This window comes from Burkholderia sp. MR1-5-21 (genome assembly GCF_053427715.1).
Window position 1 is genome coordinate 1 of sequence record NZ_JBSAXD010000023.1, and the last position, 17,131, is coordinate 17,131.

Consider the following 17,131-nt stretch of genomic DNA (forward strand, 5'->3'; position numbering starts at 1 on the left):
CATCGAATCCGGAACACTGCAATGACTGATGGAACACACGTGTTTTCAGGCCTCAAGGTGGTCGATCTCGCGAGCTACATTGCCGGCCCTGCGGCCACGACGATACTCGCCGACTTTGGAGCGGACGTCATCAAGATCGAGCCTCCGGGCACGGGCGACGTCTATCGCTTCTTCTCGACCATTCCGCCGAATCCCGTTGCCGGCACGAACTATGCGTGGCAGCTGACGAACCGCAACAAGCGCAGCATCGCGCTCGACCTGAAGTCCGCAGACGCGCGGGAAGTGCTGACGCGCCTCGTCCGGTGGGCCGACGTGCTGGTCGTCAATTTCCCGCCGCGCGTCAGGGCGGCGCTGGGCGTGACCTATGAGGACCTCGCGCCGCTGAATCCGAAGCTGATCTATGCCGACATCACCGGCTATGGCGCGCAGGGCCCCGAGGCCGATACCCCGGGATTCGATGTCACCGCGTACTGGGCACGCTCCGGCCTCATGGAAGTGACCCACGACGCGGGCAGCCCGCCGACCCTTCCCATCCCGGGCATTGGCGATCACGCGACGGCAACGACGCTGTATGCGGCGATCGTCACGGCGCTCTACGAGCGCACGAAGACCGGCAAGGGCAGCCACGTGACGACCTCGCTGATCGCGAACGGCATCTGGGCGGCCGCGGCATGGGTCGAAGGCGGCCTCAACGGCGGCAAGTTCTTCCCGCAGCACGACCGCAAGCGCCCGCCGAACGCGCTGCTCAATCCGTACCGGACGAGCGACGGGCGCTGGATCCTGCTGGTCGCCGCGCAACGCAAGGAATGGGCGCCGTTCGTCCGCGCGATCGGGATGCCCGCGCTTCTGGAGGATCCGCGCTTTGCCGACGAAAAGCTGCGCGCCGAACACGCGGCCGCGCTGGTCGAGATCCTCGATCCGTTGTTCGACAGCCAGCCGTTGTCCTTCTGGAAGCAGGCGCTCGCCGCCGAGCGCGTGATTTTCGGTGTCGTGCAGGTTGCCGAGGAAATCATTCACGATCCGCAGCTCGAGCTCAACGGCATCGTCGTGCCACTCGAAGTGCCGGGCCAGCCCGCCACGAGAACGGTCAGCAATCCGATTCATATCGCAGGGCAGCAAAAGGTGAAGCCTGGCGCGGCACCGCAGCTTGGCGAACACGGCGAGGAAATCCTGACCGAGATGGGCTTCGACGACGCCGAGATCGCCCGTCTGCAGGATGCGGGCGTGGTCGCCCGCTTCGACAGCGCGAACTGACGCATTGCGCCATCCCATGGCTTGAACGCCTGCCCTGGCGACAACCCACCGGCTGGCTGACGCCAGCCGCACATTCGGAGCCTTTCATGACTGAAGACGAAATCCGCGCTCGCGCGTATGCCATGCCGATCGGCAGTCCGGCCTATCCCAAGCCGCCGTTCCGGTTCATCGATCGCGAATTCATCATCATCAGCTATCGCACCGATCCGGAGGCGCTGGCGCGCGTGGTGCCCGCCCCGCTGATGCCGACCGAGCCGATCGTCAAATACGAGTTCATCAAGATGCCGGACTCGAGCGGGCTCGGTTCCTACACCGAATCGGGCCAGGTGGTCCCGGTAACGTTCAACGGCGAATCCGGCGGCTTTACCCATGCGATGTACCTCGACAGCGAAGCCGGCATCGCTTCCGGCCGCGAACTGCTCGGCTTTCCGAAGGTACTGGCCCAGCCGAAGCTCGAAATCCGCAACGACGCGCTGGTCGGCACGCTCGACTATAACGGCGTGCGGGTCGCGACCGCGACGATGGGATACAAATACGAGCCGCTGGATCTCGCCGCCGTCAGGAAGACGCTCGAGGCGCCCGGCTTCCTGCTGAAGATCCTGCCGCATGTCGACGGCTCCGCCCGCGTCTGCGAACTGGTCAAGTACTACGTGACCGACATCACCGTGAAGGGCGCGTGGACCGGCCCCGCGTCCCTGGAACTGCATCCGCATTGTTTCGCGCCGGTCGCCAAGCTGCCGGTGCTCGAGGTGCTGTCCGCGGTCCACCTCCTCACCGACCTGACGATCGCGGGCGCGGAAGTCGTCCACGACTATCTGCGCGCGCCCTCGAACGCCGCCTGATCAACGCTTACTAGGAAATCATCATGACTGCCAGCTCGAAGCCCAACCACCCGCTTCCGGCCCCCGACAGCGACTTCTACCTGATTCGCGAGTTCCTGAGTGAAGACGAACGCGCGCTGCTGAAACGCGTGCGCGCCTTCATGGAGGAGCAGGTCGCGCCCGTGATCAACACGTTCTGGGCCGAGGATGCGTTCCCGTTCGAGCTGATCCCCGGGATCAGGGATCTGAACATCGTCGGCGTCGGCTTCAAAGGTTACGACTGCCCCGGCGGCAGCACGCTGCTCGATGGCTTCATCGCGATGGAACTGGCGCGCGTCGACTCGTCCATCTCGACCTTCTACGGCGTCCATAGCGGGCTGGCCATGGGGTCGATCTATCTCGGCGGATCGGAGGAGCAGAAGCAGAAATGGCTGCCGCCGATGGCGCGGCTGGAAAAAGTCGGTTGTTTCGGACTGACCGAACCGCTGGTCGGGTCGGGCGCAGGCGGCGGCCTGCTGACGACCGCCAGGCGCGAAGGCGATACGTGGGTGCTCAATGGCCAGAAGCGCTGGATCGGCAATGCGCCGTGGTGCGACCTGTCGATCATCTGGGCGCGTGACGTCGACGACAACCAGGTCAAGGGCTTCATCGTCGAGAACAAGACCACGCCGGGCTTTTCGGTCAAGAAGATCGAGCACAAGATCGCGCTTCGCGTCGTGCAGAACGGCGAGATCACGCTCGACAACTGCCGGGTGCCTGAAGAGAACCGCCTCCAGGGCGACATGTCGTTCCGCGACACGGCGCGCGTGCTTCGGCTCACCCGCCAATACGTCGCGTGGGAAGCCGTCGGTTGCAGCATGGGCGCCTACGAACATGCGGTGCGCTACGCGCAGACCCGCGAGCAGTTCGGCAAGCCGATCGGGTCGTTCCAGATGGTGCAGGACCACCTCGCGAAGATGCTCGGCAACATCACCGCGTCGCAATGCATGGTCGTGCGGCTTGCCGAATTGCAGGACCAGGGCAAGTTGCAGGACCAGCAATCGTCGCTGGCCAAGGCATTCTGCACGAGCCGCATGCGCGAGACCGTGGCGTGGGCCCGTGAAATATTCGGCGGCAACGGCATCGTCCTCGACTACAACGTCGCGCGCTTCTTTGCCGACTCGGAAGCGCTCTATTCGTACGAAGGCACACGCGAAATGAACCACCTGATCGTCGGCAAGGCCGTGACCGGTTTCAGCGCGTTCGTCTGACCCACTCCACTCGAAGGATAGTTAGCCATGGGCAAAGATATCAACCGCGTTGCCATCATCGGCACCGGTGTCATTGGCGCAAGCTGGGCCGCGCTGTTTCTGGCCAAGGGCCTGGACGTCATCGCAACGGACATTGCCCCCGATGCCGAGCCGAAGCTCCGGGCATTCATCGACGCGGCATGGCCCGCTCTGGAGCAGTTCGGGCTCGCGCCGGGCGCATCGCGCGCGAGACTGCAGTTCACTGCCAATCTCGATGAAGCGGTGACCGGCAGCGATTTCGTGCAGGAGAACGGGCCCGAGCGGATCGACTTCAAGAAGGATCTCTACAAGCATCTCGACGCCATTCTGGCGCCGGACGCGATCATCGCGTCGAGCTCGTCGGGCCTGACGATGAGCGAGATCCAGTCGGCCTGCGAGCGCCATCCGGAGCGTTGCGTGATCGGCCACCCGTTCAACCCGCCGCACCTGATTCCGCTGGTCGAGATCGTCGGGGGCGCGAAGACGTCGCGAGAAACGATCGAGCGGGCGACCGCGTTCTATACGCGCCTCGGCAAGAAGACCATCCAGCTCAACAAGGAAGTGCCCGGCCACGTCGCGAATCGCCTGCAGGCCGCGCTCTGGCGCGAGATCGTCCATCTGATCGCGGAAGACGTCGTGAGCGTCAAGGACGCCGATACCGCGGTGTGCTGGGGGCCGGGCCTGCGCTGGGGCATCATGGGCCCGAACATGCTGTTCCATCTCGGTGGCGGACAAGGCGGCATCGAGCACTTCTTCGACCAGTTCACCGGCCCGATGACCGCGTGGTGGAGCGTGCTGGGCTCGCCGCAGATCACGCCCGAACTTCGCCAGAAAGTGATCGCGGGCGTCAAGGACGAGGTCGCCGGCCAGTCGATCGACCAGTTGGCGGCTCGCCGCGACGAAGTGCTGCTCGGTCTCCTTTCCCTGCGGCGAGACGGAAGCTGAAGCGGCCACCGCCTTTGCGCCGGCGCAGGTTGCCCGGCAACGGGAGCGTGCGCTGCGCGTTCCCGACGCATCGAGCGCGGCTGGCAACAGCCGCTCTCGAATCCGTGGGCGGGACGATCGCGAGACAGGCACACGTGTGCGTGGCAATGCGCGTCCCATGCGGGCGTCGAGCGGGCGTGCGTTGATTCGCTACTGAATGCAATCGAGCGAGGACAGTGGTGAATCTGACGCTTATCTCCGCCGCGATGCTGATCGCGATCACGGTCGCCGGCGTGCTCGGGCTTCGGCGCTTTTCGGACCGGGTCCGGATTGCGTTCGACGTGGCCTGTTTTCTCGCCATCAGTTTTTATTTTCACAAGCAGGGTATCGTCCTGCCGGTGTTTCCGCCGCTGCAGGATCACGCGGACACCGCGGGTGTGTGGCTGCGCGCGATCGGCGGCGCGTGGTGGCTGCTGGGCTCGAGGATCGTGGTCGCCGGCCTCTCGTTCGCCCTTCATCGGGACGGTCACTCGCGAGGCGCCAGGCTTTTCTCCGACCTGTTCGCGGCCGCCGTCTATATCGCGACCGCCGCGATCGTGCTGAATTCCGTCTATGCGCTGCCGGTGACAGGCGTGGTGGCCACCTCGGGCGTGGTCGCCATCGTCCTCGGTCTCGCGCTTCAAAACACGCTGGCCGATGTCTTTTCCGGTATTGCGGTCGGCGTCGAAGCGCCGTTTGGCGTGGGGGACCGGATCCAGATCGGCGACAGGATCGAAGGCATCGTCACGCAGATCAACTGGCGCTCGATCCGGATCCACACCGACGGCGACGACATCGCGATCATCCCGAACAGCCTGATCGCCAAGGCCGAGATCGTCAACAGAAGCTTCCCGACTCAACGCAGGGCGGCATCCGTCGAGATCGCCGTTTCGGAAAGCGCGGTTCCCGAGCGCGTCATCGACGTGCTGTCCCAGGCGACGCTCATTTGCCCCGACATCCTTCGAATCCCCGCGCCCAAAACCGTCCTGACTCAGCTCGGGATGAAACGGAACGTCTATCGAATCTCGTTTTTCGTCGCCGACACCCGGCAACTGTCGTCCACCAGGGACACCCTGCTGCGAGCCGTCCACCGTCAGCTGCACTATGCGGGCTATCTCGGCCACGCAGACACGGGCAAAGCGCCGAACGCGGACATCGCGGACAAGCTGCTCGCGGTGCGCCGGCTGCTTCGCGACGTCGTCCTGTTCGAGTGTCTCGACGAGCAACAACTCGACGATCTCGCCGGTCGTTTCGCGCTGCTTCGGCTCGAACCCGACGAGGTGCTTTTTTCGCAGGACACAGCGGATGACGGGCTCTACGTCGTCGCGTCGGGGATTCTGGAATTGACGCGAACGTCCGGTTCCGTCACCGGGACGATCGGCCACATCAGCGCCGGAGAATATGTCGGCGAGATCGGCATGCTCACGGGGGCGCCGCACGCGGCGACTGCGGTGGCACGCACCTATTGCGCGATTTACCGCCTGCCGCGCGAAGCAATCGCACCGTTGCTGACCAAGAACGCCGAACTTGCCGCCGCGTTCGACCAGTCGGTACGCCGCGGGATGCAGATCCTCCATCGCGACGTAGCGGTGCGCGCGTCACCGGACATCGGCGCGAAGGGGCAATTGCTGCTGCGGATTCTCAATATTTTTCATTTCGACGCCGATTGACCCCGCGCCGCGCATTCGACGCGAGCGGCCGCCCCCCATGACCGCCTCTACCGGAATCCGGCGCCGACGCCACGGCTGCGGCATGCTACGCGCGCGTGCCACGAAGCTTCAGCGCGATCTCGAACCGGGCGATCCACGCGGCGTCGTCGAGTTTCGCGCCCGTGATGTTTTCCGCGCGCTCGACCCGGTGATCGAGCGTGTTCGGATGGATGCCAAGCGCCGCTGCCGTGACCTTGCGCCGCTGCATGTTCGCAAAGAAGGTCTCCAGCGTCAGAACGATCTCCGGCTCGCTCGACAGTTCGTCGATCAGCGAAAGCAGGTAGTTGAGCGCGCCGTCGTGACTGCGTATGCATTCCTCGATCATGATGTCCGAGTAACGATGCATCCGCTGCTCGGCGTCCGCGCTTCGGCCGACATCCAGCGCCCGGATCGCTTCGTCTGCTGACGCCGCCCAGCCTTTCGCGCCGGAACCCGCCAGGCCGATGCCCACCGACGCGATCGAGCGCTGAGCGGCGAGCAACGCGGACATTCGGTCCGCGACGCGCCTGTCGCTCGCGATTGCCGACTCGTCGTGATTGCATGGCGCCCAGACGATCAGGCGATCGCGATGCCAGACGTCGATCAGGCTGTCCCGGCTTGCCCTCAGGTGTCGCGCCACGGCGAGCACGATTCGATCGGCCTCCGCCTCCGAATGCAACGCGCCGCGGTCCAGGCGCTGCGACCCGATGGCGATCGCGACCCTGCGAACGGTGTGATCGAGGCCCAGCGCCGTGGCGGTCTTGCGGAACGCTTCGTCATCGCCGGCATGGTTGAAGATCACGTCATGAAGCTGATACCGCAACGATTCGCGCCAGCGCGCCTGCTGATACTGCTCGTCGAGGTAGGCTCGCGAAATCAGCTGGGCCATGTCGTCGAAAAAGTCCATCAGGTAGGGCGAAATCACGAAGATCAGTTCGTCGCGCAACGCGTCGTGTTCGTTGGCGAGCTCGGCGCACTTGTGCCACACCTCCTTCAGCCCGACACGAAACGCCCTGAGCAGCGACGGCAGCGGAATGCCCTGATGGACCCGCCTGCGGCCAAAATCCTGGAACACCGCGAGATCCTTCGTCGACGGAAACGCGCCGGCGGACACCGATTCGATCCACAGGCGCTCCGACAGCGCGATCGAATCCATGATGTCCTTCCTGACGGTTGGCGACAGGTCTTCGTAGCCCTCGATGCGGGTCAACGCCGCATACGTCCGTTCGATCACCTCCGACGGGTTCGACGCCAGTTCCCTGAACTTCTCGCGCATGAGCCCCGACGTTTGCGGAACGGTGCCGTTTCCAGTGCGCATCCTTCCTCTTTCCTTCAATTCGGCGTCAATTCGGCAAATCGCGTGAGCGCCTGCTCGTTGCTTTCCAGCATCGGCGGGACTTCCCGGCTCAGGAAGTCGATCCAGGTTCGAACCTTCGGGTCCAGGGATCGGCGTGACGAATGCACTGCATAGATGTTCATGTCGTGCGCATGATGATGCGGCATGACACGCACGAAGTCCCCGTTACGCAGCCCGGACATGGCGGCGGGACGCGGCAGCAGCCCCACGCCCATTCCGTCCCGAATGCCCGCCGCCAGCGCGTCGGCGTCATTGACGCGAAATACCGGAAGGACCGGCACGGCGGGCTCCTCGCCATCCGGGCCCGTCAGCGCCCACTCGTCGCACGGCATGTGCGGCGAAACCAGGCCGAGACACGCATGACGCGCGAGGTCCTGCGGCACGACGGGAACACCGTGTTCGTCGATGTACCGTCGGGACGCGCACATGATGCTGAAGGTCGCGCCGAGCCGCTGCGACACCAGACCCGAATCCGGAAGGCTGCGCCCGAGCACGATCGACACGTCGAAGCCTTCATCGATCAGGTCGGGCCGCCGCTGGGAAAACGTCAGGTCGACATCCACGTCCGGGAAGCGTTGCCGATAGCGGGACAGGCACTCCAGCACATTCCGCTGCCCCAGAACGGGCATGCAGTGCAGCCTCAGCGTTCCGGACGGCCACGCGTGAGCGCCGTTGACTTCGGCTTCCATCTGCGCGATGCAGCCCAGGATCTGCTCGCAACGGCGAAAATACCGTTCGCCGGCCTCGGTGAGCGTGGAGCGACGTGTCGTTCGATTCAACAGACGCATGCCCAAGCGCCCTTCCAGGTCGGCAATCGCGCGTGAAATTCTGGCGGTGCTCGTATCGAGTTGTCGCGCCGCCGCCGAAAAACCGCCGGCGTCGACCACCCGAACAAATACACGCATGTTGTGGAGCGTATCCATCTCAACTCTTCCTCGGAAACCGACGGAATTGTTGCACAGCAATCCTTAATTATTATCTCGATATCGGCAAGAATACGTTGCGCATCGTTTTGGTGATTCCGCCAACAGGCATGTGTGGATCACTGCAATCGTCCGTCGGACAAAGCGCGAACATCGAGGCGTTCCCGCGCGCATCGCGCGCCATCGGCGGCATGGCGCCGATGGCCGGACATATGGCGTCGACAGTATCGCGGAACAGCCTCGTGACGCTCGATCGCTAGTCCGTATAACCGGGGTTCCGGCGATCGAGCCGACGCAGCAGCCCCGGCCACACGAGCGCGCCCGCGCTGACGCCCCGCGTCACCGCGGCGATCTGCTGCCTGATGCCGTCGAGGATCGGTTGCGCGATCGGCAGCAGCGTCGAGCCGCCGGCCTGCGCGCGGACCTGGATCATGCACGCCGCTTCGAAGAAGTACATCGCGACGAATGCGTCGGCCGGCGTCGCGCCGACGGTCAGCAGGCCGTGGTTGCGCAGCATCAGGTACGTGTTGCTGCCGAGGTCGCGCACGAGGCGGGGCTTCTCGTCTTCGTTGAGCGCGATGCCCTCGTAGTCGTGATAGCCGAGCGACGCGAGCACGCCGAGCGATTGCTGGGAAAGCGGCAGCAAGCCGGCTTCCTGCGCCGACACCGCAACACCGTTGACCGAGTGGGTATGCATCACGCAGTGCGCGTCCTCGCGCGCCGCATGCACCGCGCTGTGGATCGTGAAGCCGGCCGGATTGATGTCGTAAGGCGAGTCGGACACCTTGCGGCCGTCGAGATCGACCTTGACCAGCGACGACGCGGTGATCTCGTCGAACATCATCCCGTACGGGTTGATCAGGAAATGGTGCTCGGGGCCCGGCACGCGTGCGGAGATATGGGTGAACACGAGGTCGTCCCAGCCGAACAGCGCGGTGAGGCGGTAGGTGGCCGCGAGGTTGACTCGTGCTTCCCATTCGGCAGCGGAAACCGACTGCTTCAGACTGGTATCGGATGAGGTCACGTCAATACTCCTTGATCTAGAGGTCAGCCATTGAGGAAACTGCAGCGGCGCTCCGCGCAAGCGCCGGGCCGGGCCGGCATGACGCAACGCGATGCACGCGGGCCGGCTTCGACGCGTCGTCAGAGCGGTCGACGTATGATCTCGGGATCCCCACGCAGAGTCTGTCGCGTAGCCGACACGCCGAGATACCCATGGATTCCAGGCTACTCCCCTATCGCCCGCAACTCGAATCGACACCCTGGTTCCAGGGCCTGCCCGTCGAGCTGCGGGACTACCTGGTGAGCCACGCGACGCTGCTCCGGCTGGAAAAGGGGCAACTGCTGTATCGGTGCGGCGACCCGTCCGACGGTCTTTACGCGGTGCTGGAAGGGTCGCTTTCGATCGGGACGGTCAGCGCCGATGGCAAGGAAATGCTGCACGCGGTACTCGGTCTGACCGCGTGGATCGGCGAAATCTCGATGTTCGACGGGCTTCCGCGTCCGCACGATGCGATCGCCGCCAGCCGGACGCTGCTCATGCATGTCCCCGAGGCCGCGCTGCGGAGCGTGCTGGACGCCACGCCGCGCTACTGGCGCGATTTTGCGCTGCTGATGGCGCAGCGCATCAGGCTGTCGTTCAGGAACGTCGAATCCCTGGCATCGTTGCCCGCGGCGCAACGCCTGGCAAGCCGCCTGCTGATGATCGCCGAAGGGTACGGCGGCCTCAATGCGACGCAGAGCAGGATCCGGCTCTCGCAAGAGCGTCTCGCATCGATGGCGTCGCTGTCACGGCAAACCACGAATCAGTTGCTCAAGCATCTCGAAAGCGAGGGCATCGTCAGCCTGAAGTCCGGGGAAATCGCCATTCTGGATATCGAACGGTTGCGGGCAGCGAGCACCAGCGAAAGCAAATCGTAATTTGATCGATACCCCAGGCCGATCCTTGCCCGGACCGCAGGTTTCGCCATTGATCGTGACGCGCCTGCCGGCGGCACGCCGCACCGAAATCGGTCCGATGTGCGGGCTCGCCGCGCGTTCACACGGATAGCGCCGCGATGTCGATATTGCATGCCGGCAGCGGCTGCGGAAAGATGTGCCGCGTCGTCTTCGGCGGATACAGCACGCGCGCCCGGGACCGCGCGATGATCTGGTCGCCGTCGACGCGAAAGTCCGGACGACGCGTCTCGACGCCGACCTGCGCATAGTCGAGCAGCACGCATGGCACGAGCGGCAGCGACAGTCGCCGTGCTGCGGCCAGCCGATGATGCCCATCCATCACCGCGAGGCTCGCGCGCTCGAGCACGATCGGAGCGGTCCAGCGGCCACTGCGCGCGATGCTGTCCAGGACTTCGAGCAGGCGCGTCTCGTCGTGCTCTTCGTTCGGCAGGATCTGTTCGGTCGGAATCAGTTCGATGGCCCAGGTGTCGTGCTTCATGGCGTGATCCTTCGATATCGGTGAAAGGGAAATCAACCTGCGCGGCCCAGATACGACATCGCAATCTCGCGCAGGTCGGGTGATTCGAACCGATCCGGATGCAAATGCGCGGCAGCCTCGGCCAGCACCGCATGACGTGCGATCGGGCCGAACGATTCGATCCAGTGATCGCCGACGCGCACGATCCGCACACGACGCACGGCAATCAGGTATCGCCACACCGGATTCGTCTCGAAGCCGCGCGGCCCGCCGTCGTCGTACACGAATATCATGTCCGGCTCCGCGATCAGCAGCGTCTCGAGGCTCATCTGGAACGCAGTGTTGTCGCGTCGCGACGGCAGCGGATTGCGCCCCGCGACGTTGACACCGCCGAGCGCATTCAGCAGCGAGCAGGTCATGTTCTCGTCGTAGAACGCCCACGGCGCGGTGCCCGTGCCCCAGACGAACAGATAGCGAGGCCCGCGCCGCGGCCCGATGCGCGCGCGGATCTCCGCACACGCGCCGGCAAAGCGCCGGTTCAGCGCAGCCGCGGCCTCGGCGCGCCCCAGCGCCGCGCCGGCGAGCGCGATGCTGCGGTCGCTGTCCTCGCGGACCTCGAGATCGAGCGCGAGATACGGCGCGATTTGCTGCAGCCGCGCCGCGTTCGCTTCCGTGTAGCGCCGGATCGCGATGATCAGGTCGGCGCGCGTGCTCGCCAGCAATTCCAGGCTCGGGCTCGCGCGCTGGCCGAGATCGGTCACGCGATCCATCCGGTCGAGCAGATACGCGGGCCGGCGGCCGCGCACGAGAAAGGTCGAGGCGACCGGCTGCACGCCAAGCGCGAGCGCGGTGTCGGCGCCGAAGGTCGAGATCGTCGCAACCCGGCGTGGCGCGGTGCCGAAGCGCAACGTCACGCCGCGATCGTCGATCACGCTGTACGGCGCGGCCTGCTCCGTCGCGCGAACCGGCCGCGCCAGCACGGACGCGAGCGATGCGGGCAATGCGAGCGCGAGCGCGCGGCGCTTACGGTCGATCATTCGAGACCCGCCCGACGAAAGGCACGACGTTGCCGGAAGTCCGTTCCGCATCCGCGTCCCCGCTTCCCGACCCCGCATAGCCAAGCGGATGGCATACCGGCACGCCATCGCTCGCGCCGTGCAGCCGCTCGCTATGGACATGGAACACGTCGGCGACGAAGGCCGGGGTCAGCACGTCGACCGGCATGCCATCGGCGATCAGCCTGCCGTCGCGCATCACGACCGCACGATCCGCGAAACGCATCGCCTGGTTCAGGTCGTGCAGCGACATCACGAGCGTCAGGCCGAATTCGTCGTTGAGACGCCGCAGCGTCTGCATCACGTCGAGCTGATGCCCGAGGTCGAGATAGGTCGTCGGCTCGTCGAGCAGCAAGACGTCGGCCCGCTGCGCGAGCGCCATCGCGATCCACACGCGCTGCCGCTCGCCACCCGACAGCGCGACGAGCGGACGCTCGCGCATCGCCGCAAGACCGGTCGTGGCCAGCGCCCAGTCGACCGCGTCGCGATCGTCATCGGTTTCGCCGCGCAGCCACGTGCGATGCGCGAATCGTCCATGACGGACGAGTTCCTGCACGGTCAGGCCGGCCGGCACGTCCTGCGTTTGCGCGAGAAAGGCGATGCGCCGCGCGAGCTGGCGGCGTGGCCAGTGCTGCAGCGGTACGCCATCGAGCAGCGCGGCGCCGCCTCGCGGTGCGAGCAGGCCGGCGAGCGCGCGCAGCAGCGTGCTCTTGCCGGAACCGTTCGGACCGAGCAGCACGGTGGTCCGGCCGGGCTCGATCGACAGCGACAGGTTGTCGACGATACGGCGCGTGCCGTACCCGAGCGAAAGATCACGGGCAACGAGTGTCATCGGGAAGATCGGGAAAGCAGATAGAGAAAGAGCGGCGCGCCGAACAGCGCGGTGACCGCGCCCACCGGAATCTCGGCCGGCGCGACGACGATCCGCCCGACCAGATCGGCGAGCGCCGTGATCAGCGCGCCGCATAGCAGCGCGAACGGCGCCTGCCGGGCGAGCGGCCCGCCTACCGCGAGCCGCGCGAGATGCGGCGCGACCAGGCCGACGAACGCAACCGGACCGGCGACAGCGACCGCGCAGGCGGCCGCAAAACCCGCATAGGCAATCGCGACGAGACGCCAGCGTTCGACATCGAGGCCGACGCTGGCGGCCGCGTCGTCGCCGAGCGACAGCACCTGCACCCCGGGCAGGATCGCCGGCAGCAGCGTGATCGTCGCTGCGGTCCACGGTGCGAGCTGCAACACATGCTGCCAGCCGCGCGCGTACAGGTTGCCGGACAGCCAGGTGAGCAGCACTTCGATGCGGCTCGAACCCCAGCCTGCAAGGATCGTCATCGCGACCGCATACAGCGCGGCGCTCACGGCCACGCCCATCAGGATCAGGCGGAACGGCGCAGTACCGTTGCGCCACGCGAGCGCATACACACCGAGCGCCGCACCGATGCCGCCGAGTTGCGCGACGAGCGGCATCCACGTCGCGTCGTAGGCGTCGAGCCGGCTGCTGTCGATCGAGCCGGCGAAGTTCGCGACGAGCAGCAGCACCATCACGCCAAGCGTCGCGCCCGAGGACACGCCGATCACGCCCGGCTCCGCCAGCGGGTTGCGCAGCGCCGCCTGCAGCACGAGCCCGCTCGCCGCAAGCTGCGCACCGACCATCAGCGCGAGCAGCACGCGCGGCATGCGCAGCTCCCACAGCACGAACGCGGCGGCGTGCGCGCCGTCACGATGGATCAATGCCTGAACCGCCGCCGTCAACGGGAAATCCGCCGCGCCAAACCGTAGCGCCAGCGCGATCGTGATCGCCAGCGCGACCGTCCCGCCTGCTACACGCGCGATCGCGCGCGACCAGGCGGGTCGCGCAGCCACGGTGCGCACCCACAGATTCGAACCGTCCATCATGACGACGCTCCTTCGTCGCGACGGATCATCGCGATCAACAGCGGCGTCGCGACCAGTGCGGTCAGGAAGCCGACCGGCAGTTCGCGCGGCGCGGCGACCGTGCGAGCGACGAGATCGGCGACCGCGACAAGCAGCGCACCGGCCAGCGCGGTCGTGAAGAGTGTCCGCCGATAACCGCCGCCGAGCACGACGCGCGCCAGGTGCGGCACGCACAGTCCGACGAAGCCGACGGGACCCGCAATCGCGACCACCGATGCCGATAACGCAACCGCAACGCCCCCAAGGATCAACCGCCAGCGCAGCAGGTCGAGGCCGACGCTCTGCGCGGCTTCGTCACCGAGCGCGAGCGTATCGAGCACGCGCGCGCCGGCGAACGCGGCGGCCAGTCCGGCGGCGGACCACGGCGCCACCATCGCAACCTGCTGCCAGCCCACACCCGCCAGGCCGCCCGCCAGCCAGTAGAACAACGGTCCTGCCTGCGGACCCGCCGCGATCATCAGCGAGATGACGCCCGCGCTGCCGAGCGCGGCGATCGTCGTTCCGGCCAGCGACAGGCGCAACGGCGACAGCCGCGCGCGCCACGCAAGCGCGAACGTGAGCGTCGCCGCCCCGCCACCGCCTGCGAGCGCCACGAACGGCATGGCGCCGGCCGGCACGGCCGGCGCCAGCACGGTCACCGCGACGACGGCAAGTGCCGCGCCGCTGACGACGCCGGTCAGCGTCGGGTCGGCAAGCGGATTGCGCGTGATCCCCTGCATCAGCGCACCGGCGACCGCGAGGCTTGCACCGACCAGCAGCGCCGCGATGTACCGCGGCAGGCGCAGTGCATGGACGATCTGCGCGGCGGGCGTGTCGCCGCCGTTCGCCAATGCATCGAGCGCGGCGGCCGGACTGAGCACGAGGTTTCCAGCGCACAGGCTCGCGAGCGCGACGACGGCGAGTGCGACGAGCAGCGCGAGCACGATCGTGCCGACGCGCACCCGCGGCTCATGCGCCGAACCGGACCGCGTCGATCGCACGCGATGCCCATCGGACGACGGCTCGCCGGCCACGCGCTGTTCCGTGACGTGGCGTTCGCTCATGAATGACTCGCGCTCGCCCGTTTTGCCAGCGTACCGAGACGGTGCTCGAACTTGCGCAGCAGCATCGTCGCGGTCGCGGCAAGCCCGATCGCGAGTCCGATCCAGATCCCGTAGATCCCGTAGCCAAGCATCACGCCCGTGGCCCACGCGACCGGCAGGCCGATCATCCAGTAGCCGACGATCGAGATCCGGAACGCGCTCTTCACGTCGCCGAGGCCGCGCAGGATGCCGACGCCGATGTTCTGGCTGCAATCGAAGATCTGCAGCAGCGCGGCGATCGTCAGCAAGCCCGTCGCGAGCCGCAGTACGTCGGCGTTCGCGGCAGCGCCGTGGTCGAGGAATGGCGCGAGCACGTGCGCCGGTGCGACGACATACGGCAGCGCGACGATCAGCATCGCGCCGACGCCGAGCACGAGCCCCGTATAGCCGAGGCGCCGCGCGCCGCGATAGTCGTGCTGCGCGCACGCATGGCTGATGCTGATCGACGACGCATGCGACAGGCCGACCGAGATCATGAACACGATGTAGATCACCTGGTTGACGATCGTCTGCGCGGCGAGCGCGTCGGTGCCGAGCGTGCCGATCACGAGCGTGAGCACGGTGAAGAACGCCGCCTCGGAACCATAGGTCGCCGCGATCGGCAGGCCCATCTTCCACGTGCGCGCGAGCGCGTCCCGGTCGGCACGCCACGCGGCAAGCGACAGATGCCCGGCCAGTTCCGTCCGCCGCTTCGCGACCGCGAGAAACGCGACGAACGACAGCAGGTACACGCCGCTCGTCGCGCACGCGACGCCGGTCAGGCCGAGTTCGGGGAAACCGAAGCGGCCGAACATCAGCGCATAGTCGAGCGCCGCGTTGACGACGATCGACACGGCCGTGATCGCGAGCAGCGGCCCGGGCTTGCGCAGCCCGACCGTGTACTGCCGCAGCGACTGGAACCACAGGCACGGCAACATGCCGGGCGCGGCAGCCACAAGGTAGAACGCGGCTTGCCGCGCGACGGCCGGGTCCTGCCCGAGCCACACGAGCGGCTTCTCGACGAACAGCATCAGCAGCGCGAAAGCAAGCGCCGCGAGCGTCGACAACGCAAAACTCGCACGCACGAGACGCATGATCTGCGCAGGGTCGTTCTGCCCGTTCGCGAACGCGACGAGGTTGCCGGTGCCCGTCACGAGCCCCGTCCCCATCGTCCTCAGCTGGTTGAAGATCGTCAGCGCGAGACCGCCGGCGGCGATCTCGCGCGGACCGAGCATCCCCATCATCACGATGTCGGTGGTGGTCAGTGCAACCTGCGCGAGCTGCGTGAGGATGAGCGGCCCGGCGAGCGTGCCGATGTGTCTGGCGTCATGCCAGGACTGTCGATGAAACTTCATGCGGCGTTGGCAAAGATCGGATCGAGTTCAAGGGCGATGGAATCGTCGAGCAGGTCGCGCTCGCGCATCCAGTCGTCGTTGAACACGGTGTCGAGGTATTTCTCGCCGCCATCGCAAACCAGCACGACGAGCGACGAATCGGGCGGCAGCGTGTCGAACATCTTCAGTGCGTGCCAGATCACGCCGCCGGCCGACCCGCCGACGAGCAGCGACTTTCTGCGCGCGAGGTAGCGTGCGGTGTTGAACGCGGCCGCGTCCGTCACCTTGACACCCTCGTCGAGCAACGCGTAGTCGACGAGCGCGCCGATCTCCGCACCGGGCGGCGTGCCGGTGCCCGATTGATAGTACGCGCCGCCTTCGCCGCCGAACGCGATCGAGCCGACGGGCTCGACGCCGACCACGCGAGGCGCGGGGCCGGTCGCGCGAAGCTCGCGCGCGGTGCCGAACAGCGAGCCTCCCGTGCCTACGGATCCGACCAGATAGTCGATCCGTTCGCCGAGGGTGTCGCGCAATTCGCGTGCAAGCCCGCGATAGCCGTTGCCGTTCGCCGGGTTGTTGTGCTGCTCGGTCCAGATGCTGTCCGGATCCTCGGCCGCCATCCGCTCGGCGAGTGCCTCGCGGTCCGCCGTCGCGAGCGCGTCACCTTCGCTCACATAGACAAGCTCCGCACCGAACGCCTGCATCGCGCGCAGCTTGTCCTTCGACGCATGACAGTCGACCACCGCGGTGAATCGGTAGCCGCGTTCGGCGGACAGCAGCGCGAGGCCCATGCCCGTATTGCCGGACGTCGATTCGATCACCCGTCCGGCGGCCCGCAGGCTGCCGTCCTGCTCGGCTTCATCGAGCATCTGCCGCGCCATCCGGATCTTGGCGCTGCCGGTCGGATTCGTCGATTCGAGCTTGAGCAGGATGCGCGCGCCGTTGGCGCCGCGAATCAGTTCGAACAGCGGCGTGCGGCCGATGAGGTCCGATACTTTCGATACGATCGCCGGCACGGTGATCGTCGGTTGTTCACCCAGGAAACGCATATTCATC

Annotated in this window: 16 protein-coding genes; 6 read left to right on the forward strand and 10 right to left on the reverse strand. The window is 66.4% G+C overall.

What is annotated here, in order from left to right:
* Nucleotides 1-21 precede the first annotated feature (21 nt).
* The 5 genes from ACV229_RS27180 to ACV229_RS27200 all read left to right on the forward strand — a co-directional run bounded on the left by ACV229_RS27180 (nt 22) and on the right by ACV229_RS27200 (nt 5,976).
* Nucleotides 22-1,254 (forward strand): CaiB/BaiF CoA transferase family protein, encoded by a 1,233-nt coding sequence (locus ACV229_RS27180; RefSeq protein ID WP_448086204.1) that lies wholly within the window; start codon nt 22-24, stop codon nt 1,252-1,254.
* Nucleotides 1,255-1,340: 86 nt separating this feature from the next.
* Nucleotides 1,341-2,096, forward strand: coding sequence for an acetoacetate decarboxylase (locus tag ACV229_RS27185; RefSeq protein ID WP_448086205.1), 756 nt, complete (start codon nt 1,341-1,343; stop codon nt 2,094-2,096).
* A gap of 23 nt (nt 2,097-2,119) precedes the next feature.
* The gene (locus ACV229_RS27190; RefSeq protein WP_448086206.1) at nt 2,120-3,325 is read left to right on the forward strand and encodes an acyl-CoA dehydrogenase family protein; all 1,206 of its coding nucleotides are present in this window, start codon (nt 2,120-2,122) and stop codon (nt 3,323-3,325) included.
* Nucleotides 3,326-3,352: 27 nt separating this feature from the next.
* Nucleotides 3,353-4,288 carry a 3-hydroxyacyl-CoA dehydrogenase NAD-binding domain-containing protein gene (locus ACV229_RS27195; RefSeq protein ID WP_448086207.1) on the forward strand — a complete coding sequence of 312 codons (936 nt, stop codon included), beginning with the start codon at nt 3,353-3,355 and terminating at the stop codon, nt 4,286-4,288.
* 218 nt (nt 4,289-4,506) lie between these two features.
* Nucleotides 4,507-5,976, forward strand: a complete 1,470-nt coding sequence (locus ACV229_RS27200; RefSeq protein WP_448086208.1) for a cyclic nucleotide-binding domain-containing protein — start codon at nt 4,507-4,509, stop codon at nt 5,974-5,976.
* An 85-nt stretch (nt 5,977-6,061) separates the two neighbouring features.
* On the opposite strand, the gene ACV229_RS27205 is transcribed toward ACV229_RS27200, so the two are convergent.
* From ACV229_RS27205 to ACV229_RS27215, 3 genes are all read right to left on the reverse strand, one after another.
* Nucleotides 6,062-7,312: a PucR family transcriptional regulator gene (locus tag ACV229_RS27205; RefSeq protein ID WP_448086209.1), complete on the reverse strand. Its 1,251-nt coding sequence runs from the start codon at nt 7,310-7,312 to the stop codon at nt 6,062-6,064.
* A gap of 14 nt (nt 7,313-7,326) precedes the next feature.
* The gene (locus ACV229_RS27210; protein ID WP_448086210.1) at nt 7,327-8,274 is read right to left on the reverse strand and encodes a LysR family transcriptional regulator; all 948 of its coding nucleotides are present in this window, start codon (nt 8,272-8,274) and stop codon (nt 7,327-7,329) included.
* Nucleotides 8,275-8,530: 256 nt separating this feature from the next.
* Nucleotides 8,531-9,298, reverse strand: coding sequence for a class II aldolase/adducin family protein (locus ACV229_RS27215; protein ID WP_448086211.1), 768 nt, complete (start codon nt 9,296-9,298; stop codon nt 8,531-8,533).
* 191 nt (nt 9,299-9,489) lie between these two features.
* Between ACV229_RS27215 and ACV229_RS27220 the strand changes: the two genes are divergently transcribed.
* Complete coding sequence (locus tag ACV229_RS27220) at nt 9,490-10,194, forward strand: Crp/Fnr family transcriptional regulator (RefSeq protein WP_448086212.1); 705 nt, start codon at nt 9,490-9,492, stop codon at nt 10,192-10,194.
* A gap of 118 nt (nt 10,195-10,312) precedes the next feature.
* Here ACV229_RS27220 and ACV229_RS27225 read toward each other — a convergent pair whose 3' ends face one another.
* The 7 genes from ACV229_RS27225 to ACV229_RS27255 are packed head-to-tail and all read right to left on the reverse strand — an operon-like array spanning nt 10,313 to nt 17,130.
* Nucleotides 10,313-10,711 carry a transcriptional regulator gene (locus tag ACV229_RS27225; RefSeq protein WP_448086213.1) on the reverse strand — a complete coding sequence of 133 codons (399 nt, stop codon included), beginning with the start codon at nt 10,709-10,711 and terminating at the stop codon, nt 10,313-10,315.
* 32 nt (nt 10,712-10,743) lie between these two features.
* Nucleotides 10,744-11,727, reverse strand: coding sequence for an ABC transporter substrate-binding protein (locus tag ACV229_RS27230; protein ID WP_448086214.1), 984 nt, complete (start codon nt 11,725-11,727; stop codon nt 10,744-10,746).
* Nucleotides 11,714-12,577 carry an ABC transporter ATP-binding protein gene (locus tag ACV229_RS27235; protein ID WP_448086215.1) on the reverse strand — a complete coding sequence of 288 codons (864 nt, stop codon included), beginning with the start codon at nt 12,575-12,577 and terminating at the stop codon, nt 11,714-11,716. The genes ACV229_RS27230 and ACV229_RS27235 overlap by 14 nt, the downstream gene beginning before the upstream one ends.
* Entirely contained in the window at nt 12,574-13,641 is a 1,068-nt protein-coding gene (locus ACV229_RS27240) for a FecCD family ABC transporter permease (RefSeq protein WP_448086216.1), read from the reverse strand. Before ACV229_RS27240 ends, ACV229_RS27235 begins: the two co-directional genes overlap by 4 nt.
* Complete coding sequence (locus tag ACV229_RS27245) at nt 13,638-14,723, reverse strand: FecCD family ABC transporter permease (protein ID WP_448086217.1); 1,086 nt, start codon at nt 14,721-14,723, stop codon at nt 13,638-13,640. Before ACV229_RS27245 ends, ACV229_RS27240 begins: the two co-directional genes overlap by 4 nt.
* The gene (locus ACV229_RS27250; RefSeq protein WP_448086218.1) at nt 14,720-16,096 is read right to left on the reverse strand and encodes an MATE family efflux transporter; all 1,377 of its coding nucleotides are present in this window, start codon (nt 16,094-16,096) and stop codon (nt 14,720-14,722) included. Before ACV229_RS27250 ends, ACV229_RS27245 begins: the two co-directional genes overlap by 4 nt.
* On the reverse strand, nt 16,093-17,130 hold the full coding sequence (locus tag ACV229_RS27255; RefSeq protein WP_448086219.1) for a cysteine synthase family protein: 1,038 nt from the start codon (nt 17,128-17,130) through the stop codon (nt 16,093-16,095). Before ACV229_RS27255 ends, ACV229_RS27250 begins: the two co-directional genes overlap by 4 nt.
* Nucleotide 17,131: the final 1 nt, after the last annotated feature.

What these genes read in the sequence shown, in the direction of transcription:
- ACV229_RS27180 (WP_448086204.1), top strand. Translation starts at nt 22, where the DNA reads ATGACTGATGGAACACACGTGTTTTCAGGCCTCAAGGTGGTCGATCTC.
- ACV229_RS27185 (WP_448086205.1), top strand. Translation starts at nt 1,341, where the DNA reads ATGACTGAAGACGAAATCCGCGCTCGCGCGTATGCCATGCCGATCGGC.
- ACV229_RS27190 (WP_448086206.1), top strand. Translation starts at nt 2,120, where the DNA reads ATGACTGCCAGCTCGAAGCCCAACCACCCGCTTCCGGCCCCCGACAGC.
- ACV229_RS27195 (WP_448086207.1), top strand. Translation starts at nt 3,353, where the DNA reads ATGGGCAAAGATATCAACCGCGTTGCCATCATCGGCACCGGTGTCATT.
- ACV229_RS27205 (WP_448086209.1), bottom strand. Translation starts at nt 7,312, where the DNA reads ATGCGCACTGGAAACGGCACCGTTCCGCAAACGTCGGGGCTCATGCGC.
- ACV229_RS27210 (WP_448086210.1), bottom strand. Translation starts at nt 8,274, where the DNA reads ATGGATACGCTCCACAACATGCGTGTATTTGTTCGGGTGGTCGACGCC.
- ACV229_RS27220 (WP_448086212.1), top strand. Translation starts at nt 9,490, where the DNA reads ATGGATTCCAGGCTACTCCCCTATCGCCCGCAACTCGAATCGACACCC.
- ACV229_RS27225 (WP_448086213.1), bottom strand. Translation starts at nt 10,711, where the DNA reads ATGAAGCACGACACCTGGGCCATCGAACTGATTCCGACCGAACAGATC.
- ACV229_RS27230 (WP_448086214.1), bottom strand. Translation starts at nt 11,727, where the DNA reads ATGATCGACCGTAAGCGCCGCGCGCTCGCGCTCGCATTGCCCGCATCG.
- ACV229_RS27235 (WP_448086215.1), bottom strand. Translation starts at nt 12,577, where the DNA reads ATGACACTCGTTGCCCGTGATCTTTCGCTCGGGTACGGCACGCGCCGT.
- ACV229_RS27240 (WP_448086216.1), bottom strand. Translation starts at nt 13,641, where the DNA reads ATGATGGACGGTTCGAATCTGTGGGTGCGCACCGTGGCTGCGCGACCC.
- ACV229_RS27245 (WP_448086217.1), bottom strand. Translation starts at nt 14,723, where the DNA reads ATGAGCGAACGCCACGTCACGGAACAGCGCGTGGCCGGCGAGCCGTCG.
- ACV229_RS27250 (WP_448086218.1), bottom strand. Translation starts at nt 16,096, where the DNA reads ATGAAGTTTCATCGACAGTCCTGGCATGACGCCAGACACATCGGCACG.
- ACV229_RS27255 (WP_448086219.1), bottom strand. Translation starts at nt 17,130, where the DNA reads ATGAATATGCGTTTCCTGGGTGAACAACCGACGATCACCGTGCCGGCG.